This window comes from uncultured Ellagibacter sp. (assembly GCF_934617235.1).
GTDB lineage: Bacteria > Actinomycetota > Coriobacteriia > Coriobacteriales > Eggerthellaceae > Ellagibacter.
The window spans coordinates 1-19,054 of record NZ_CAKTTZ010000050.1; the positions used below are offsets into that span (position 1 = coordinate 1).

Here is a 19,054-nt window from a genome sequence, read left to right on the forward strand (position 1 = left end):
TTTGAATATTACCAGCTCATTCTTGGTTTTTGACAGGCTTATGTCACATTGAACGTACTTTGAGATGTCAATCTAGGGGGGAGAGTCCTGGGGAGAGCTCTGGAATTTCCTGATGATGCGGATTCGACAGACATTGTCGTCGTTTGCGAAAGTCATTTTTTAACCAGGCAGTGGACCCAGACGCTCAATGCGCAAAAGCGCCTCGCTTCTGCCCGATTGAGTAGATGCGAGGCGTCGTCAAATAATGAGCCGTTGTCCTTTTGCTTCGGTTGCTATGAAATTTACCCGCTTGCTGCCTGCATATTCAGCTGAACGACTTCTTGCCAAGGCCGAACTCGCATGATGGGTTGGCCTGCGCCAGAGCCTTCCTATTTACTTGCGGCGGCAGCTTTTGCGTCCAGGCGCAGCACTCCGTTCACGCCGACGTTGTGGTCCTCGTGAATCTTGAAGATCGTGACGAGGTTGATGGCGTCCTCGCCGAAGAACCCGTCTGTGAACTCCTTCAGGTTCGCAAGGACCTGGCGCTTCTAGTCGGTGGTCTTGTCGGGGGCGGTGTAGATAAAGGTCGTGAGCTCGGGCTTGTCCTTGATGGTGGTGTGATCGGGGCTGAACATCGTGTTGTACACGCTCTTGAGCTTCGGCGGGAGACCAAGCCCAGTCCCGATTGCCTCGCCCAGCCCGTCGATGAGCTCGCGCTCGCTCTTACCCTCGGGGATGGTCGCGTCGGTGATGCTTACGATGGTTGCCATGGTGTGTCCTTTCGTTTTGGCTTTGCGAGTTTTCTCGAATTTAATCGGGCTAGAAGGTCGCAGGCCCATGGACGACGCCGTTTTTAAGACGGGGCATCCTCTCGTTGAAGATGCCCCCGTTGTAGCGGCGCCATTAAGGGTGACGTCGCTCTATCGTTGTGCTTGTTTCACACAAGCGGGATGCGCTTCGCGGGTTGTGTTCGCAACCGCTTGTGGCCCGCAACAGCCCGCTCGCAGCCCGTGCGCGCTGCTTCGCCGGCCTTATTTCCTGGTGATGCGGATCTGGCAGACGTCGTCGCCGTTGGCGATGGTCTTCGGGAGGTCGAACTTCAGGCAGCCGAGCCCCTCGATGATGCCGCGGTCGCCGTCCATCGCGATGTCGCACAGCGCGGAAATCTCGTCCTGTGGAAGGCCGAGCTTCTTCCATGCCTCAACGAGCGGGCAATAGTGGAAGTCGATTGACAGCGTGTCGTCGTTCTTCTCGATGGTCTCCATCTCGAAGACGCTCTTCGCCGGCTCCGACTGGAACACCTCGTCGAAGGCGTCCATCGTGGTGAAGGGCGCGAATCTCACGTCGGCGTGATAAAGGCCGCACTTGCGGATCGCCTGATGAAGCGGGCCGTTCTCCCCGTCCTCGACGGCCTTTTCGGCCAGATAATGAAGCCACAGCGCACGATGCTCATAAGCGCCGCGCATCTGCTCGAGTGAGAAAATCGCGTCGTTGCCTGCTGCCGTTTCGTTGTCAGTTGCCATGAAATATCTCCCGTCTTGATTATTGTTCGGCGACGCATGAAAATGCTGAATCTGCGCCGCCCCTCTCCCCTGGCGCTCTCCCATCGTATCGCCTGCCGACTTCCAGCAGCAAGCGATACGACCCCACGACCAGGGTCATCATAATAGGAACCCCCTCAAGCCGAGGCCGGTTTCGGCGACCGAGCGACTTGAAGGGGCCCTCGAAAAGCAATGCGTTTTGCGAAACGCAGCCGAACCCTATTCGAACTCGGCGTCAAGCGCGGCGAGGCGCTTGCGGATATCGGCCACCGTCTCGCTCGAAAGCTCAACGTCAGCAGCCGGCGCGTCTGCCTCGATCTGCTCGGGCTTATGAGCGCCGCAGATGACGTTCACGAAATCGCCCTGCGCACGCAGGAACGCAACTGCGAGCTGCACGCGCGTGCACTGGTATTCCTCGCAGATGTCGGCCAGCCCGTCGACGAACTTGACGGCGCTCGGAAGACGGTCGGGGCTCCACCACAGCTCGCCGTCGCGCGCATCGCCCTTCGGCACAACGCGGTCAGCGGGAACGGTACCCGCGAGAATGCCACGCTCGAGCGGCGAGTACGCGTGGTAGGACATGCCCTTCTCGCGGCAAAGCGGCAGCACGCCCTCTTCAACGTTGCGGGTGAGCATGCTGTACTTGCGCTGGATGATGTCCAGCTCGCAGCCATGGTCAAGCCAATCCTGGATGACGTCCGGCTGGGCGTTGGAAAGGCCAAGCGCGAGAACCTTGCCTTCCTTCTTCAGATCCATGAGCGCGCGCACGGTGTCCTCAACCGGGTACACGCTCGTGTCCTTCGCGGGATTGTGCGCGTAGTAGATGTCGATATGGTCGGTGCCCAGGCGCTTCAGGCTGTTCTCACAGTCCTTCTTGATGCCCTCGTAGCTGTGATCGACATAGACCTTGTGGCCGTCGACGTCGTTCCAATAACGGCCCACGCCGGTGTCCCAATCGAAGGTCGCCTTCGTGGAGATGACGTACTCGTCGCGGTTGCCGCTGATGGCCTTGCCAACGATTTCCTCGCTGTGGCCAAGACCGTAGATGGGAGCGGTGTCGATCGTGTTGATGCCCAGCTCAAGCGCACGGTGGATGGTCTTGATGGACAGCTCGTCCTCGGTGTTCTTCCACCAGCTTCCGCCGCCGATCGACCATGCTCCCAGCGTGATGATGGAAGCCTTGACGTCGGAGTTTCCGATATTCATGTACTTCATAGTGACCTGCCTACAAACGAAGGGCCGTTACAACTATTTCTCTGCAGCGGCTTTCGCATCGGCGCGCAGCACGCCGTCGACACCACATGCCTCGTCGTCGTGGTACTTGAAGATGACGATGTTCTTCAGCTCGCCGCGGTAGCCGACTGCCTCGTTGGCGGCTTCGTCGAGCACCTTGATGAGCTCGCGACGACGCTCGATCTCCATGTAGGGCGGCACGAAGACGAAGAAGGTGATCTGGTCCTTCGCGCACTCGGAGCAGTTCTCCTTGGGGACCGGCGTGTAGTAGATGGAGTAGCACTTGAACACCTTGGCGACAGCGCCCTCGATGGTGTCGAGGAACTGCTTCTTCTCTTCGCCTTCAAGGTTGATGGAGGTTGCGACGAAAATGGTAGACATGGAAATTCCTTTCGAAATCAACTCTGCGATGTGATTGTTGCTTTGGGATTGCGCCCGCATGAGCGGCGCGAAAGCTCTGGCTTTCCGGCTGTCCGGGTTCTCGGTTTAGCCTTGCGCCTTTCGAGCCTTGATGTCGGCGAACAGCTCGCCGTCTTTTCCGACCCCGTCGTCATCGTGGTACTGGAAAAGCACGATGTTCTTCAACTCGCCCTGGTATCCGGTTTCGCGGACCATCGTGTTGTGCAGAAGCTCGATGGTTTCGCGTTTCTTCTCGAGCGTCGCGTAAGGCGGTACGCAAACGAAGAACGTCGTCTGGTTGATCGAATCTCCACGGCAGCTGTCTTGGGGAATCTGAACCAGGTTGAACGAAAGCGCGTGCTTGTAAATCGTGCCCAGATCGTTGATGAGGGCATCCGCAAGCGAATCCCTCTGCTCTTCCGTCAGGTCGAGCGACGTGGCGGCAAAAATAGTTGCCATGCGTACAGCTTCCTTTCTCCTAGGTTTCTAGAACTTGTATGGTTATATCATGATAAAGTAGTCGAACGGTTACGAAATCGAAAAGATTTAGCCGAAAACCTATCAGTTTTTGTGGATATGGCGGAATACGGTAAAATCTGCATCGGTTGAAACAGCGTCGAAATAATTCGACGCTTAGAGTAACCGCAATGCGCGTTAAAGGAATGCGAGTGACGTTAAGCTCACGGGGGCGAAACGAGCGAGCGGGCGCGCAGAACTTACCACGGCGTAAGGGCGCCTTGGGGCATGTCTCAAATGGGAAGGACATGTGGGAAGGAAAGGAACGGAAGGTCATGGAGATGGAAAAGAGTACTCTGAGCAGGCGACAGTTCGTCGGCGTCACCGCAACTGCCGCTGCGACCACGGCATTGTTCGGCTTGGCCGGTTGCTCGGGCGGCGGCTCCCAGACTTCGTCTGGTTCTGGATCGAGCCAGAGCGGCTCCGAGGAAGTCGTGAAAGGCGGCGTCCTCAAGGTTGCGCTCAACCGCACGGTTTCGGCAAAGTCGCTCGATCCGCTTTATGTTGACTCCACCACTGCCGACCAGATCTGCCAGAACTACGGCGACACGCTCGTGCAGGAGAACGTCGACCAGAGCGAGTATCTGCCCTGCATCGCCACCAAGTGGGAGATCTCCGAAGACGGCAAAACGTACACGTTCACCATTCGCGACGACGTGTACTTCCAGCCTGGCAAGTTCCAGGACGGCCGCCTTCTCACCTCCGAGGACGTCGCTTACTCGGTGAACCGCGCGAAGGACTACTGGTGCAACTACCTGTTCTTCCTCGACTACGCAGAGGCTACCGACGACAAGACGGTCGTGTGCCACCTGAAGGACGCAAACGCGACCTTCCTGCATGAGCTCACCTCCTCTTCCGTCCTCATGGTCCCGAAAGAGGAAGTCGAAGGCTGGGGCGAGGAATTCGGCATGCATCCCGTCTCGACTGGCCCGTTCAAGGTCGACGAGCACACCCCCGACCAGACGACGAAGCTCTCGAAGTTCGATAAGTACTGGGGCGTCGAGCCGAACCTCGACGGCATCGAGTACCACATCATCACCGAGGACGCGCAGGCTGTGAACGCGCTGACCACGGGCGAGATCGACATCTCCCTCAACGTTACCGGTCAGCTCATCAAGCAGGTTTCCGCAAGCGACAAGCTCGTGCTCTCCCAGAACACCGAGCCGCGTCTTGCCTACATCGGCTTCAACCTGTCCGACCCCATCCTGTCCAACGACAAGGTGCGTGAGGCCCTCTCGACCGCAATCGATCGTAAGACCATCGTCGACGGCGTGTATGCCAACGGCGACGGCGAGCTGTCGGTTCTGCCCGTGCCGAAGGTCTCCTGGGGCTACAGCGAGGAGCAGGAATCGCTCGTTCCCGCATATGACGTCGAGAAGGCGAAGTCCCTGCTCGCTGAGGCCGGCTATCCCGACGGTTTCGACGTTGTTCTCACCACGGGCACTCAGAACGCCTACGTGCAGGCAGCGACCCTCGTCCAGGAACAGCTCAAGCAGATCGGCGTGAACGTCGAGATCCAGAGCGTTTCCTCGACCGAGGTTACCGACCGCTACCTCAACAACAAGGTGCAGATGTGGATCAACGGCCAGGGCGGCTCTGCCGACCCGGCGACGTTCGTCGGCTACTTCCTGAACTCCGACAAGATCCACACCAACTACAATGCTTTCTGCTACAGCGATCCCGCGACCGATGCGATTATCAACGAGGCGCTGACCCTTACCGATCAGCAGGAGCGCAAGGATCTCTACGAGGAGCTCAACGAGATCGCGCTCAAGACCCCCATCGCCGCATTCTACGCGACGACCAAGCTCTCTTGGGGCCTGCGCAAGGAAGTGCACGGCTACGTTCAGGAGAACAAGGCCGTCATGCGCGTTTGCGGACTTGAGGGCTCTGGCATCAACATCTGGAAAGAGAAGTAGGATATCGGCCTGCTAGACGAGATTTTGGGGTGCGGCCCGGTTTGCCGGGTCGCACCTTTTTGAAGGGAGATGGTGACCGCTCATGGCGAAAATCATCCTGCGGCGTCTGCTTCAACTGATTCCAACGCTCTTCGTTGTCGTTGCCTTCACGTTTATTGCGACGCGCCTGATCCCAGGCGACCCTGTAGCCGCTATGGTTGGCGACCAATATGACGTAAGCAAAGTCGAAGAGATGCGTGCGTCACTTGGGTTGGACGATCCGATCATCGTTCAATTTTGGAACTACCTTGTGAGCATATGCCAAGGTGATTTCGGGACTTCGTACTATTTTAATCAGCCCGCTATCGACATGATTGCGCAACGTCTCCCGAACACTCTGCTCATCTCAGTCATCGCGCTTATCATCGCGGTGATCTTCGGCGTCGTTTTCGGTGTTGTCTCCGCGAGGAAGCAGAACAGCATTGTTGACTACGTCTTGACCGTGCTGTCCCTGTTCGGCGTTTCCGCGCCGGTGTTCTGGGTCGGCATCATGCTCGTGCTCCTCTTCTCCGTCACGCTTGGTTGGCTGCCGAGCTACGGCATGGGATCGATAGAAAAAGACGGCCTCATAGGCTTTATCAGCCACTTGGTGCTCCCCTGCTTCTGTTTGGCCATCATCCCGATGGGCACATTCACGCGCATCACCCGATCCTCGATGATCGAGACGCTCGGAAGCGACTCTGTGCGCGCCATGCGTGCGCGTGGTGTGAGCGAGGCCTCCATCACGTGGAAGCATGCGCTCAAGAACGCGCTTCCGCCCATCATCACCGTCATCGCCATCCAGTTCGCCGGCTGCTTTGCGGGCGCTGTCCTTACCGAGAACGTCTTCGCTTGGCCTGGCATGGGAACCATGATCACGTCGGCGATCGACAATCGCGACTACTCGCTCATCCAGGCGACGGTGCTCGTCGTCGCCATCGCGTTCGTCGTCATCAACCTCATCACCGACTTGCTGTACATGGTCATCAACCCCAAGGTTGCTGCTGAGGCGAAGAAGGGGGCCAACAATGGTTAAAGAGAAATCGGCAGCTGTGGCGACTTCCGGGGCCGAGATGGAAGTCGTTGACGGCGCCATCACCGAGGCCGCCAAAGAGGCGATGATCCAGAAGGAGCGCAAGGCCAACAGCGCATGGCGCAAGTTCATCAGGAACAAGTCGGCGGTCATCGGCCTTATCATCGTTATCGTGATGCTTGCGATCGGCATTTTCGCGCCGTTCATCGCCCCGTTCGATCCGAACGCCACCTCGATTACCGAGACGTATCTCGAGCCTGGCGTGAACGGCCATATCTTCGGAACCGATGATTTGGGCCGCGACCTGTTCAGCCGTATCGTTTACGGTGCGCGCATGAGTATCGTCGTCGCCATCGGTTCGACGGTGCTCGGCGGCGTTATCGGCATCATCTTGGGCCTTGTCGCCGGCTTCATGGGCGGCATCGTCGACTCGATTATCATGCGCGTCATGGACGGCCTGTTCGCCTTCCCGTTCATCCTCCTGTCCCTGCTTCTGGTCACCATCTTGGGGTCGGGCGTGTTCAACGTCATTCTCGCGATCGGCATCGGCAACGTGCCGCGGTTCGCTCGCGTGGTTCGAAGCAAAGTTATCGTTGCGAAGAACGAGGAGTTCTGCAACGTTGAGCGCGTGCTCGGCGCATCGAACCTCCGTCTTATGGTACTCCACATCCTTCCGAGCACGGTGTCCGAGGTTGTCGTCTACGCCACGCTCTGCGTCGGCGGCTCGATTATCGCTGAAGCCGGCCTGAGCTTCTTGGGCCTGGGCATCCTCATCCCGACGCCGTCCTGGGGAAACATCCTGCGAGGAGGCCAGACCTGCCTTGCCATCGCTCCGCATATCGCTACCATTTCGGGCTTGTTCATCTTCGTGGCCGTTATCGGGTTCAACCTGCTCGGCGACGGTATTCGCGACGTGCTCGATCCGAAGATGAAGAAGTAGGTGAGATTTATGGCAAACGAAGTTAACGGACAGGAGAACACGGTCGACTCGGCCGCCAACCCCTCCTCCGAGGTGCTTCTCGATGTGAAAAACCTCAAGACCTATTTCCATCTTGCGAGTGGCACGGCCCGCGCTGTCGACGGCGTATCGTTCACCCTCTCTCGTGGGGAAACGCTCGGCGTGGTCGGCGAGAGCGGTTCGGGTAAGTCGATGATGGCGAAAAGCATCATCAGGCTGTTCGAGGCCAATGCGCGCATCGAAGAAGGCTCGATCGAGTTCGAGGGCCGTGACGTGCTCTCCTTCGGCAAGAAAGAGCTGCGCGACTACCGCGGGCGCGATATCGGCATGATCTTCCAAGACCCCATGACCTCGCTCGACCCGGTGTTCAAGGTCGGTCAGCAGATGACCGAGAACCTGCGCATCCATCGCAACATGAGCAAGGCGGAAGCCCGCGAGGTCGCGATTGCCGCCCTGCGTTCGGTGAACATCCCGAACCCCGAGGCGCGCTTCAACTCCTACCCGTTCGAGCTTTCGGGCGGCATGTGCCAGCGCGTCATCATCGCCATGGCGCTTTGCTGCAACGCGAAGGTGATCTTGGCAGACGAGCCCACGACCGCCCTTGACGTTACTGTTCAGGCTCAGGTGCTCCACCTGCTTAAAGAGCTGCAGCGCACGAACAACATCGGGCTTATGATCATCACGCACAACCTGGGCGTGGTGTGGGATGTCTGTGATCGCGCCATGGTCATGTACGCGGGCAAGGTGGTCGAAGCGGCTGACGTGAAGTCGCTCTACGCCAAACCCATGCACCCCTACACCTGGGGTTTGCTCGACTCGATGCCCTCGCTTTCCTCCGAGCGCAAAGTCGACCTTTCCACGATTCCCGGAACGCCGCCTGACCTGCGCCTTACGGGCAAGGCGTGCAACTTTGCCAACCGCTGCCCCTATGCGCAGGACATTTGCCGCAAGGAAGTTCCCGAGCTCATCGAAATCGAGCCTGGGCATCTCGTTGCCTGCCATAGACAGACGCTCGATGCGCATCTCGAACGCGTGAAAGGAGGCAAGTAATGAGCATCAACGCCAATGAGGAGGCGGCTGCAACCAAGCCTGTCCCGAAATCGGGCGATGCGGCAGCACCTGTCGACCCGAATGTCATTTTGAAGATCAGCGACCTCTCGAAGGATTTCGAGATCCGCTCCGACAAGATCGGCGAGAAATCCCAGTACTTGCATGCACTTTCGCGGGTGAACCTCGAGGTGTACCGGGGCGAGACGCTCGGCATCATCGGCGAGTCTGGCTGCGGCAAGTCGACGCTCGGACGCTGCCTTGTTCGCCTCCATGAGCCGACGAGTGGAACGGTTACGTTCGAAGGCGAGCCGCTCGACTTCAAGAAAGACCGCGCGCGCCGTCAGCGCCGCAGCGTGCAGATGATCTTCCAAGATCCCTACTCTTCGCTCAATCCGCGCAAGACCTGCGCGAAGATCATCGAAGAGCCGATGATCATCCACAAGACGGAGACCGACCCGAAGAAGCGCGAGACTCGCGTTCGCGAGCTGATGGAGCTCGTCGGTTTGGATACCCAGCACATGCACCGCTATCCGCACGAGTTCTCGGGTGGTCAGCGCCAGCGCATCAACATCGCTCGCGCGCTCTCACTTGAACCGAAGCTGCTCGTGTGCGACGAGCCGGTTTCCGCACTTGACGTGTCCATTCAGGCCCAGGTGCTCAACCTCTTCGGAAGGCTCCAGCGCGAGCTCGGCCTGACGTACGTCTTCATCTCGCACGACCTGAGCGTCATCAAGCATATTTCCGATCGCATCGCCATCATGTACCTCGGTCAGGTGGTAGAGCTCTGCGACGCCGAGGGCATTTACGAGGAGCCGCTTCATCCCTACACGCAGGCGCTTCTCTCCGCGATTCCTCCCACGAGCCCGTTTGAGGAGAAGCATACCATCGCGCTCACGGGCGATATTCCGAGCCCCATTGGCGACATGAAGGGATGCCCGCTCGCGTCGAGGTGCCCGCATTGCACGGAGCGTTGCAGGAAGGAACACCCTGCCTTGGTCGAGGCAAGGCCCGGGCATAAGGTTGCCTGTTTCTTGTACGAGTAAGTGTTCGATGTATCCGGCGGTCCCTGCTTTTGCGGGTAGGGGCCGCTTCAAAGATTGGAGACCTATGGAACCGGTTGAAGAGCGGTTTTTGCGCTATGTAAGAATCAATACCCAGTCCTGCGCTGGTCAAGAGGCTATCCCGAGCACTCCGTGCCAATGGAATCTCGCGAACCTGCTCGTCGAGGAGCTTCGTGCCCTCGGTGTGGAAGACGCGAGCGTCGATGAGCACTGCTACGTGATGGGACATATCCCCGCAAACCTTCCCGAAGGAACCACTGCTCCGGCAATCGGATTTATCTCCCATATGGATACCGCCACCGAAACGAGCGGCGAGGGTGTGAACCCCCGCATCGTCGAGAACTACCAGGGCGGCCCCATCGTTATCAACGAAGAGCTCGGCATGGTGCTTGACCAGGAGCACTTCCCCACGCTTGCGAAGCATATCGGCGACGACCTCATCGTGACCGACGGCACTACCCTGCTTGGTGCCGATAACAAGGCCGGCGTGGCAGAGATCATGTCGCTCGTGGAATACCTGCACGAGAACCCCGACACTCCCCACGGTCCGCTCTCCATCGGCTTCACCCCTGATGAGGAAGTGGGTCGCGGTGCGGATCTCTTCGATGTGGAAAGGTTCGGTGCCGAACTTGCCTACACGGTCGACGGCGGCGAGTTGGGCGAGCTGGAGTACGAGAACTTCAACGCGGCGAGCGCCATCGTTAAGATTACGGGCAAGGTGGTGCACCCTGGCTCCGCGAAGAACCGCATGCGTAACGCCGCGCTTCTGGCCTGCGAATTCGCCGCGCTTCTTCCCGCAACCGAGATTCCCGCGACCACTGAAGGCCGCGAAGGGTTCTTCCACCTGGGCTCCATCGAGGGCGATGTGGCGACGGCCACGCTCGACTACATCATCCGCGACCACGATCGCGAGCGCTTCGAGGAGCGCAAGCGCATTATGGAGCAGGCGGCGGCGCTTATGAACGCCCGCTACGGCTGCGACTGCGTCGAGCTTTCCATCACCGACCAGTACTACAACATGAAAGAGCAGATCCTGCCGCATATGGAGCTTGTCGACCTCGCGCGCGAGGCGATGGAGGACACGGGCATCGAGCCGCTTATCATCGCTGTACGTGGCGGCACGGACGGCGCACGCCTTTCCTACATGGGCCTTCCCTGCCCCAACCTGTGTGCTGGGTGTGAGTATGCGCATGGGCCCTTTGAGCATTGCTCCGTTCAGGCGCTTCAGAAGATTTCCGACATGCTCGTCGTTCTCGTGCAGAAGTTCGTGAAACCCGAGGAATAGCGCTCGACTTTCTTCGGTAGCGGCGACATTTTGGTTGATGCGTTATTGCTGAAGGAGGCAATTGAATGATGGAAAGTGATGAGCGTTCGAGGCGAGCGCTCACGTATGCTGAGAAGCTTTCGCGCATGATTCGTGTGAGAACGGTTCAGGAACCGGGAAACGCCCAGTCCTTCGAGGACTTCCACGCCCTGTTGAAAGAGCTGTTCCCTGCCGTTTTTGCGCATTGTGAGATCAAGGTGTTCGGGAACGACGGGGGAAGCTTGCTTTTCCGTTGGCGCGCTGCGTGTGCGGAGGGGGAAGGCAAGCCCGCGCTGCTTCTTATGAGCCACCAAGATGTTGTCGATGCTGAGGGCCCGTGGACCCATGAGCCGTTTGGCGGGGAAATCGCGGAAGGCCGCGTTTGGGGGCGCGGTGCGCTCGATATCAAGGGCAACCTCCTGTGTATCTTGCAGGCAGTTGAGGAGCTTATCGAGGCCGGTTTCTCCCCCGCCACCGACGTCTACGTTGCTTCGAGCGACTGCGAGGAAATCGGCGGCAACGACCTTGTGCCGGATTACTTGAGGGCGCAACAGATTGATATCGACTTACTCGTTGATGAGGGTCCTTGCATTATCAAGGGTGATGACGGTGTGCTTGCTGCGCAAGTTGCTGTGGCTGAGAAGGGCCAGGTCATCTTCAAGTGCAGTGCTTTCGGACCCGGTGGTCACGCTATGAGCGTCAAGAAGAACTCTCCGCTTGTTCGCTTGGGTGCGTTTATGGCTGAGGTCGATGCTGCGGATCTTTTCGAAGGCGATGCGCGTCCTGACCTTTTCGATAAGACGGGCACCACGGTCGCTTTCACCATGGCGGGCGCATCGAACGTTCCCAACGTCGTTCCGCGCGAGGCGTGGGCGATCTGCGACGTGCGTCTTGCTCCTGGCAGGACTGTGGAATCTGCTCACCATGCCATGGTGGAAGTGGGTAATCGTCATGACGTTGAGGTGACGGTGAGCAAGAGCACGCCGCCTAGCCCCGTCTCGGATACGAGTGGACTTGCATATACCCAGGTGACAGCAGCTATTTCTTCGGTGTATCCCGATGTTCGCCCGCGCGCAGTCCTGCTTTCGGGCGGAACGGACACCAAGCATTTCACCGATGTTGCGCAGTGCTGCATCCGTTTTACGCCGATGGTCTTCACGCCGGAGCAAACCGCGACCATCCATGGCATCGATGAGAACATCGACTGCGCCGCGCTGCCATCAGGGGTCGACTTTTTCAAGACGTTAATCGAGCACAGGAGCAACCGATGACTTCACTGAACACTGACTTGAATACGGACGCCTCGCGCCAATGGAGCCTCGACGCGCTTTATAAGGGCTTCGACGATGAGGCGTATGTGCAGGATTGCAAGAAGTTTTCCCAGCTTATTGATGAGTACATTGCTGCGCTCGCGCCGATTGAGCGCGGCGATCGCGCCTTTGGCATCGAGGCGCTCTGCGAATTCCTCGAGCGTGAGGAGAAGCTGTGGCTGATCGGCAAGGACTTGCACGAGTTCACCTACCTTCGCAGCGCTGTCGATGCGGGCGACAAGCAGGCCCTCTCGGCGATGGCTGCCCTGCGCAAGGGATACGGGAAGATGGCACGCCCGAGCCTTTTCGTCCGCCGATGTGTGGCTGGTCTTGATTTGAGTGAGGACGATTTTGCCGCATCTCCCCTTCTTGAAGACTATCGTTTTGTGATCGGGCAGATGAAGCTTGAAGGCGCTTGCCAGGGAAGTTCCGATGCGGAGGACGTTTTCGCTCGCATGCAGGGATGCGCGGGAGATGCATGGATTGATTTGCGATCGAGCTTGGTCGGCTTCGCAACGGCGCAGCTCGACGGGAAGGAGCTCACGCTCACCGAGCTACGCAACCTTGCCCGATCGACTGATGCTGAGACGCGCAAGAAGGCCTTCGATGCCGAAATCGAATGCTCGGAAGCAATTTCTGTCGGCGTCGCCGCATCGCTTAACGGCATCAAGGAGCAGGTCATTCTGCAGGCGGAGATGCGCGGCTTCTCTTCCCCGCTTGATATGGCGCTCTTCCAGTCGCGCATGAAAAGCGAGACGCTCGATGTGCTGTGGGAAGTCGTGACGGAGCACCTGCCGTCGCTCCAAGCTTACCTCACGCGCAAGGCTGAGCTTCTCGGTCATAAGAATGGTCTTCCGTGGTGGGACTTTTTCGCACCAGTCGTGAGCGAGTCTTCCGACGCTCGGTCGTTCACCATCGAGTCCGCGCGAGCCTATCTGGTCAAGCATCTGGGAAGTTTCTCCTCTGAGCTCGGTGAGCTTATCGAGCGCGCCTTCGATGAGCGTTGGATCGACTTCGACCCTCGTCCGGGAAAGAGCGGCGGCGCCTTCTGCCGCAACCTGTCCAACCAGCGCCAAAGCCGCGTGCTCACCAACTTCGACGGCACGCTGCGCGCGGTCGATACGATCGCACACGAGCTCGGGCACGCCTTCCATGGGCAGCAGATCGAGATGAAGCGCCCTCTCAACAGGTGCTATACCATGCCTGTTGCCGAGACGGCATCGAACTTCGACGAGCTTTTGCTCATGAATGCCGCTATTGAGGAAGCAAAGACGACCGAGGAGCGCATCGCGCTTCTGGACGCGAGGCTCTCGGACGTTGCGCAGACGGTGTGCGATATCTTCTCGCGCTTCCTCTTCGAAAAGTCGGTCTTCGAGCAGCGCGCCGAGAAGTACCTTGTCGCCGAGGATCTTTGCCGCTTGATGGTGGATGCCCAAAAGAAGGCGTACGGGTCCGCCCTCGACGCCGACGCGCTTCACCCCTACATGTGGGTGAACAAAGTGCACTACTACATGACGACGCTCAGCTACTACAACTTCCCCTATACGTTCGGACTGCTGCTTGCGCACGGGCTGTATGCGCGCTATCAGGAGGTCGGCCCCTCGTTCGTCGAATGCTACAAGTCGTTCCTGAATGCGACGACGACCGACACCGTGGAAGGGGCGACGGCAGTCGCCGGCGTCGATGTGACGACGCGGGAATTCTGGGAAAGCAGCTTTGAGGTGATCGAGGCCCAGGTCGCCGAGTTCCTGTCGCTTACCGAGTAGAGAAAAGCCCTCGGAGGGTTGTTTCCCCGCGTTAAGCGGGCTTCCTCCGAGGGCTTTCTGCGTTGTTGTTCTGCTATTGCCGCATCGGGGCTGCCGGGTGTTTTGTCGGTTGCGAATCGCTTTCCGCAACCCACAGCCTTGCGGCCCCGAACTATTTATCGGCTATTCGGAATCGATCATGATGCTTAGAATCTCGCGATCGGTTTCCCTCATGCCTTCGCGTGCCATGCGGCTTACGTTGCGGATGGTCTCATCGACGCCCATGGTGACGATGCCGTCGCCCGCGTAGAACTCATTTCCATTCTTGAACAGGCGATATCCGAACACACCCGACTCAATGGCCATTGCGATCTTGGCGGCACAGGAAGGCTTCGCACCGTCGCACACCATGCCCGACACCGTTCCGAGTGAGTTGACAATCGTGTGCTCGATTTCCTCCATGCGCCCGCCAAGGAGGTAAGCGATGCCGCATGCAGCACCGGTGCCCGCGCTTACGGCTCCGCAGAACGCCGACAAACATCCGATGCCCGACTTCTGATAAACGCTGATCAGGTCGGACACGGCAATCGCTCGAAGCATTTTCTTGCGTGGGATGTCGAGGGCACGCGCGTATACCACGATGGGAACCGAGGCGGTGATGCCCTGGTTGCCGCTGCCCGACACGATGACGACCGGCATGGGGCAGCCGCCCATGCGCGCGTCGCTGCCCGCTGCCGCCGCTGCCTTTGCCTGGGTGAGCAGGTCATCAGGGTAGGCGTCGGATGCGTAGAGCTTGCCGACGCGTCCGCCCCAATCGTTTTCCAAACCTTCGCTCGAGATGGCGTAGTTGTATTCTGCCTGGCGGCTGAGGACCTCTTCCACGTCGGCCAAATCGACGGTGTCCGCGAACTCGATGATGTCGGCGACGTTGAGCAGCTTGGTCAGCGCATCTTCCCCGTCGGTTGGATCAGCGGCGCGCGTGTCGTGAAGTACCTCGCCGTCGCGCTCGATGAGCACCACGTTCGTGTGGTTCTTCGCCATGACGACGCGTGCCGACCCGCCGTTTTCGCCAAAGACACGCACATCGATGTAGAAGGGCTCGCTCGTGTCGGCGAACTCAACCCTGATCTCACGTTCGTTCAGGTAGCGGGCCATGTAGGCGCGCCCGTCATCGTCGAGGCTGGAGAGTACATCGAGGCCCTTGTCGGCGTCGCCCGCAGCGATGCCTGCCGCGACTGCGGTCTTCACGCCATGCTGCCCGCCTGTGTTTGGAACGGTGACGCTGTGGACGTTCTTGATGATATTCCCGCTGACAGAGATGGAGATACGCTCGGGTTCGCTGCCGAGCACCTGCGCCGCCTTTGCCGATGCGAAGGCGATAGCGATGGGCTCCGTGCAGCCGGTTGCGACGAGGAGCTCATCTTTGAGGATTTGCACGTATGCATCGTAGGTTTTCTGATTCATTGCGGCTATTCCTTTTTTGTCGCTCGTTGTTAGGTGTTTGTCCTTGGCGTGGGCAATCGGGTTATCGCAGCCCAGCCTCGTGAACCACTTCGTAGACGAGGGAGAACAGCGAGCGGTCGACGTCGAGCGGAAGCGTGCAGCCAGGCCCGAAGATGAGCGCTCCGCCGTCGTTTTGCGCGAGCGTGTCCTCAAGGCGGGTTGCCAGGCGGCGTTTGACCTGCTCAGGCGTGCCGTAGAAGTCGCGGTTCTGATCGAATCCGGTGATGAGCACCTTGTCGGTCTTCCTGCGCATGTCGGCAACGCTCGTCAGGTTCGGCACGATACCGCAGCATTCCCAGTTGAACGCCTGATAGTCAAGGTCGATGAGATCGTCCATGTAGAGGCCCTCATCGCCGTGGACATGCAGCATGGAGAACCAGGTGCGGCCCTTGAGCTTCTGCGCCATGTGCTCAAGGTACGGCACGACGAACTCGCGATGCTCTTCAGGTGTGATCAGCGTCGAGCGGGAGAACTTCGTCGTCATGAAGATGCCGTCGATGCCCTTGTCGATGAGCGCGTCGAGGAAGTGGTCGTTAGTCTCTTGCAGAGCTTCGAGCGCATGTGTGAGCGCCTTTGGGTCGGAGCGCATGAGGTCGAGGGTCCAGTCAGGGTTCATCGGCGTGGAAAGCTCCTGCACCCACGACAGCGGGTCGAACAGCGTCGCGAGCACCGGTTTCTCGCCCTTGTATGTGTCGACGATGCGCCCGTCGACGGCGACCTCGGCGGCGAGCGTCTCGTTCGTCGCGTCGAGGATCCCGAGCTTGCCGGCATCTTCGGCGGAGGTGATGGGGTGCGAGTGGAAGACGCCGTCCCACTTATGCGGGTTCGTGGAGAATTCATAGTCTGCGCCGTATGCGACAGGCATGTAGTTTCCGCAGGTCATAATCTTGATGAGATCCCAATGCCCCGCGGTTGCCGTATTGACGGTCTCATCGTAGAAGTCGTCGGCGACAGGGTCTGCCAAGGGGAAATGGAACCATCCCACGATGGGGAGCTCTTCCCCGAGCTTCTTCGTTTCAACTTGCTGCTTGATCAGTTCGAATCCAGTTGGCATCAATGCCCCTTCCCCGCGATATCCTGAAAACCGATATGAATAAAGGTTGCATCGTCCATGATATTTCATTTCCGCTTATAAAGCGACGGGTTTGCGACATTTCAACGGTCGGAAACAAGGGGGTTACCTTCAGGAAAGCGACTGCCCGCCCGCCTGAGTAGCGGAGATAAGGGAATATAACGATAGGTGGCGTGCAAACATGTCAATCTTCATCGAATCGAAACTGTTCATGCGCTAATCTCGGTCAAACAAAAAGCGTGTTAAATTGCGCAAAATCATGGCTTACGAGCTGTATTTTGTTGTAGTATATATTTATCAGCGCCCACCCAAGCCTCTCAACGATGCTGAAATGCGGTGGGCCTTTCTGTTTCCAAAGGAGGTCGCCCCGTGTCCGATAAGCGCTTCAAGTCGCTGGACGACCTCTGTTCGCTTCTCGTCGACGAGCGTAAGTTGACTTGCCGCGATCGCGATAAGTTGAAACGCTTTTTGTCTAGAACGAACTACTATCGCTTCTCAGGCTATGCCCGAGAATTTCAGATTGATCCTCGCTACGGTGATAATCGCTTTGTTTCAGGCGCTTCTTTCGAAGAGATAAGGGAAATCGCTGAAATCGACAGCAGGATGCGCGCACTTCTTTTAGAGCAGCTCAGTGTTGTGGAAATCGCCGTGCGGGCTATGCTGGCGTACGAGTACGGACGCGATTATGGTGAAAGCGCTTTTTATCTGAATGCCGATTTCTATAAAGACGGAAACGATGCGACGAAAGACAAGCCTTTAGAGATTGTAAATGGCATTCTTTCCGATTTGGAACGGGATAAGGGACCCATGGTCTCTCGTTATGTTAACGAGACTGTCACGGGGTGCGCTCTGTCAAGCCGCTGCAGTCGGTATGCTGAGGTTCCTATTTGGGTTGCCGTTGAGGCTATTTCTTTCGGCAGGGTCACTAATTTCGTCTCCTATGTTAAAGACATGGAGCCCGCCAAAAGGGCGACATCTTTCTTCGGCATCCAATGGGCGCCCTTCGCGGAGGTTCTGCATTCGCTCTGCGTGCTGAGAAACCTTTGCGCGCACCATCGACAGCTGTGGAATAGGAGAATGAGTATCCAGTGTCCCGTCCAAAAGAAGCTCAGACCGCGCAACGTTAAGTTTGATGCAGCTAGCCCTTACGCCCAGCTGCTTATGGTCAACAGCTATCGAGAGAGAATCGACGGAGACACAGGGTTGGCTGCTAGGATTGATTCGCTTATTAACGAGAATGCTCGTTACGCAGAGGGTTTTCTGTTGCCTAACCCCAAATAGGCTCAAAGAAGTTCTAACGTTGACGAACGAGATGAGCTTCGAGATGGCATTAATAAAGCGACGGGTTTGGGATAATTCAATTGCCAGAAACAATAGGGGTTACCTTCGGGAAAGCGACTGCCCGGCTATCTTTGTGGCGGAGAGGCGGAGTTGAGGTTGCGGGGCTCGCCGACGAACCGCGATGCGTTATTGGCGGAGGGGGCGAAAGGAGTGTGCTCGACGCTGCCCCGCCGACTGTCGCTGCATCGTGTTTGCGCTGCGCCTGGCTTGCTATAATGCCGCAGACGAGCGATTCACGAGTGATAAGGAACCTTTCGAAAACCATGCAAGAAGCAATACTCTCCCTGCGTGCGCGGGGCCGCGTCAAAGGCCACCTCCTTGCCTTCCTCACCGTGTTCGTTTGGGGCATCACGTTTGTGTCCACGAAGGTGCTGCTCACCGTCGTCACCCCGATTGAGATTCTCTTCTTGCGCTTCTCGCTGGGCTTTCTCGCGCTGTGCATCATCCACCACCGCGTGACGCCCTTCATGGGAGTGCGCGTCGAGGCGTTGTTCGCGCTGGCGGGCGCGACGGGCGTGACGCTGTACTTTCTTATGGAGAATATCGCGCTCACCATGACGAGCGCCTCGAACGTTGGCGTGATCGTAGCCATCGCTCCCCTGTTCATCGCGCTCATCGCCATGTTCGCCACGCGTGAGGAGCGCGTCGGCGTGCAATTCTTCGCGGGCTTTGCGCTGGCGATATCGGGAATCGCGCTTATCAGCTTCACGGGTGCGAGTGCAGGTGAAGTGGGGCTTGCGGGCTGCTTGCTTGCCGTACTCGCCGCGTTTGCCTGGGCGGTTTATTCCACTATCGGCAAGCGTATTGCGAAGCTCGGGCTCTCGACGGTGGCCACGACGAAGCGCACATTTGCGTGGGGCCTCGTGTTCATGCTGCCGTTTTTGCCGGTAATGGGCTTCGGTCAGGGAGCCGAGGGGACAGGTCTTGTGGGGCTTCTCGACCCCATCATGTTGGGCAACCTGCTGTTTTTGGGGCTGATTGCGTCTGCCACCTGCTATGTCATGTGGAACAAGGCGGCGTCGATTGTCGGTGTCGTGAACGTGAGCGCCTATCTCTACCTCACGCCTGTGGTG

General features: G+C 58.3%; 17 protein-coding genes. 10 read left to right on the forward strand and 7 right to left on the reverse strand.

The window, feature by feature from the left end; translation table 11 throughout:
- Positions 1-527: 527 nt before the first annotated feature.
- From Q0G85_RS08910 to Q0G85_RS08930, 5 genes are all read right to left on the reverse strand, one after another.
- Complete coding sequence (locus tag Q0G85_RS08910; RefSeq protein ID WP_297156959.1) at positions 528-749, reverse strand: hypothetical protein; 222 nt, start codon at positions 747-749, stop codon at positions 528-530.
- 261 nt (positions 750-1,010) lie between these two features.
- Complete coding sequence (locus tag Q0G85_RS08915) at positions 1,011-1,502, reverse strand: L-2-amino-thiazoline-4-carboxylic acid hydrolase (RefSeq protein WP_297156962.1); 492 nt, start codon at positions 1,500-1,502, stop codon at positions 1,011-1,013.
- A 237-nt stretch (positions 1,503-1,739) separates the two neighbouring features.
- Positions 1,740-2,735, reverse strand: coding sequence for an aldo/keto reductase (locus tag Q0G85_RS08920; RefSeq protein WP_297156965.1), 996 nt, complete (start codon positions 2,733-2,735; stop codon positions 1,740-1,742).
- A 33-nt stretch (positions 2,736-2,768) separates the two neighbouring features.
- The gene (locus Q0G85_RS08925; RefSeq protein ID WP_277015320.1) at positions 2,769-3,134 is read right to left on the reverse strand and encodes a hypothetical protein; all 366 of its coding nucleotides are present in this window, start codon (positions 3,132-3,134) and stop codon (positions 2,769-2,771) included.
- A gap of 105 nt (positions 3,135-3,239) precedes the next feature.
- Positions 3,240-3,611, reverse strand: a complete 372-nt coding sequence (locus tag Q0G85_RS08930; protein ID WP_297149089.1) for a hypothetical protein — start codon at positions 3,609-3,611, stop codon at positions 3,240-3,242.
- A 338-nt stretch (positions 3,612-3,949) separates the two neighbouring features.
- Here Q0G85_RS08930 and Q0G85_RS08935 point away from each other — a divergent pair, with 338 nt between their 5' ends.
- The 8 genes from Q0G85_RS08935 (at position 3,950) to Q0G85_RS08970 (ending at position 14,086) form a co-directional block, all read left to right on the forward strand.
- Positions 3,950-5,587: an ABC transporter substrate-binding protein gene (locus tag Q0G85_RS08935; RefSeq protein WP_297156970.1), complete on the forward strand. Its 1,638-nt coding sequence runs from the start codon at positions 3,950-3,952 to the stop codon at positions 5,585-5,587.
- An 82-nt stretch (positions 5,588-5,669) separates the two neighbouring features.
- On the forward strand, positions 5,670-6,641 hold the full coding sequence (locus Q0G85_RS08940) for an ABC transporter permease (protein WP_297156973.1): 972 nt from the start codon (positions 5,670-5,672) through the stop codon (positions 6,639-6,641).
- The gene (locus tag Q0G85_RS08945; RefSeq protein ID WP_297156975.1) at positions 6,634-7,578 is read left to right on the forward strand and encodes an ABC transporter permease; all 945 of its coding nucleotides are present in this window, start codon (positions 6,634-6,636) and stop codon (positions 7,576-7,578) included. Before Q0G85_RS08940 ends, Q0G85_RS08945 begins: the two co-directional genes overlap by 8 nt.
- Before the next feature lie 9 nt (positions 7,579-7,587).
- The gene (locus Q0G85_RS08950; protein WP_297156977.1) at positions 7,588-8,646 is read left to right on the forward strand and encodes an ABC transporter ATP-binding protein; all 1,059 of its coding nucleotides are present in this window, start codon (positions 7,588-7,590) and stop codon (positions 8,644-8,646) included.
- A complete protein-coding gene (locus Q0G85_RS08955; protein WP_297156979.1) occupies positions 8,646-9,689 on the forward strand; it encodes an ABC transporter ATP-binding protein in 1,044 nt (347 codons plus the stop codon). Before Q0G85_RS08950 ends, Q0G85_RS08955 begins: the two co-directional genes overlap by 1 nt.
- 64 nt (positions 9,690-9,753) lie before the next feature.
- Entirely contained in the window at positions 9,754-10,992 is a 1,239-nt protein-coding gene (gene pepT / locus Q0G85_RS08960; RefSeq protein WP_297156981.1) for a peptidase T, read from the forward strand.
- 65 nt (positions 10,993-11,057) lie between these two features.
- The gene (locus Q0G85_RS08965) at positions 11,058-12,281 is read left to right on the forward strand and encodes a M20/M25/M40 family metallo-hydrolase (RefSeq protein WP_297156983.1); all 1,224 of its coding nucleotides are present in this window, start codon (positions 11,058-11,060) and stop codon (positions 12,279-12,281) included.
- Positions 12,278-14,086, forward strand: coding sequence for a M3 family oligoendopeptidase (locus Q0G85_RS08970; protein ID WP_297156986.1), 1,809 nt, complete (start codon positions 12,278-12,280; stop codon positions 14,084-14,086). Before Q0G85_RS08965 ends, Q0G85_RS08970 begins: the two co-directional genes overlap by 4 nt.
- A gap of 162 nt (positions 14,087-14,248) precedes the next feature.
- On the opposite strand, the gene Q0G85_RS08975 is transcribed toward Q0G85_RS08970, so the two are convergent.
- Together Q0G85_RS08975 and Q0G85_RS08980 are read right to left on the reverse strand one after the other, a co-directional pair.
- Positions 14,249-15,529 carry a serine dehydratase subunit alpha family protein gene (locus Q0G85_RS08975; protein ID WP_297156990.1) on the reverse strand — a complete coding sequence of 427 codons (1,281 nt, stop codon included), beginning with the start codon at positions 15,527-15,529 and terminating at the stop codon, positions 14,249-14,251.
- A gap of 61 nt (positions 15,530-15,590) precedes the next feature.
- Complete coding sequence (locus Q0G85_RS08980) at positions 15,591-16,622, reverse strand: uroporphyrinogen decarboxylase family protein (protein WP_297156993.1); 1,032 nt, start codon at positions 16,620-16,622, stop codon at positions 15,591-15,593.
- 387 nt (positions 16,623-17,009) lie between these two features.
- Here Q0G85_RS08980 and Q0G85_RS08985 point away from each other — a divergent pair, with 387 nt between their 5' ends.
- Both Q0G85_RS08985 and Q0G85_RS08990 read left to right on the forward strand, forming a co-directional pair.
- Positions 17,010-17,921, forward strand: a complete 912-nt coding sequence (locus Q0G85_RS08985) for an Abi family protein (RefSeq protein WP_297156996.1) — start codon at positions 17,010-17,012, stop codon at positions 17,919-17,921.
- Positions 17,922-18,244: 323 nt separating this feature from the next.
- On the forward strand, positions 18,245-19,054 hold an 810-nt coding region (locus tag Q0G85_RS08990; RefSeq protein WP_297156998.1), incomplete at its 3' end, for a DMT family transporter.

Coding starts and splice junctions, on each gene's coding strand:
- Q0G85_RS08950 (WP_297156977.1), top strand. CDS start 7,588: ATGGCAAACGAAGTTAACGGACAGGAGAACACGGTCGACTCGGCCGCC.
- pepT (WP_297156981.1), top strand. CDS start 9,754: ATGGAACCGGTTGAAGAGCGGTTTTTGCGCTATGTAAGAATCAATACC.
- Q0G85_RS08955 (WP_297156979.1), top strand. CDS start 8,646: ATGAGCATCAACGCCAATGAGGAGGCGGCTGCAACCAAGCCTGTCCCG.
- Q0G85_RS08965 (WP_297156983.1), top strand. CDS start 11,058: ATGATGGAAAGTGATGAGCGTTCGAGGCGAGCGCTCACGTATGCTGAG.
- Q0G85_RS08940 (WP_297156973.1), top strand. CDS start 5,670: ATGGCGAAAATCATCCTGCGGCGTCTGCTTCAACTGATTCCAACGCTC.
- Q0G85_RS08980 (WP_297156993.1), bottom strand. CDS start 16,622: ATGCCAACTGGATTCGAACTGATCAAGCAGCAAGTTGAAACGAAGAAG.
- Q0G85_RS08910 (WP_297156959.1), bottom strand. CDS start 749: ATGGCAACCATCGTAAGCATCACCGACGCGACCATCCCCGAGGGTAAG.
- Q0G85_RS08975 (WP_297156990.1), bottom strand. CDS start 15,529: ATGAATCAGAAAACCTACGATGCATACGTGCAAATCCTCAAAGATGAG.
- Q0G85_RS08945 (WP_297156975.1), top strand. CDS start 6,634: ATGGTTAAAGAGAAATCGGCAGCTGTGGCGACTTCCGGGGCCGAGATG.
- Q0G85_RS08930 (WP_297149089.1), bottom strand. CDS start 3,611: ATGGCAACTATTTTTGCCGCCACGTCGCTCGACCTGACGGAAGAGCAG.
- Q0G85_RS08925 (WP_277015320.1), bottom strand. CDS start 3,134: ATGTCTACCATTTTCGTCGCAACCTCCATCAACCTTGAAGGCGAAGAG.
- Q0G85_RS08970 (WP_297156986.1), top strand. CDS start 12,278: ATGACTTCACTGAACACTGACTTGAATACGGACGCCTCGCGCCAATGG.
- Q0G85_RS08915 (WP_297156962.1), bottom strand. CDS start 1,502: ATGGCAACTGACAACGAAACGGCAGCAGGCAACGACGCGATTTTCTCA.
- Q0G85_RS08935 (WP_297156970.1), top strand. CDS start 3,950: ATGGAAAAGAGTACTCTGAGCAGGCGACAGTTCGTCGGCGTCACCGCA.
- Q0G85_RS08920 (WP_297156965.1), bottom strand. CDS start 2,735: ATGAAGTACATGAATATCGGAAACTCCGACGTCAAGGCTTCCATCATC.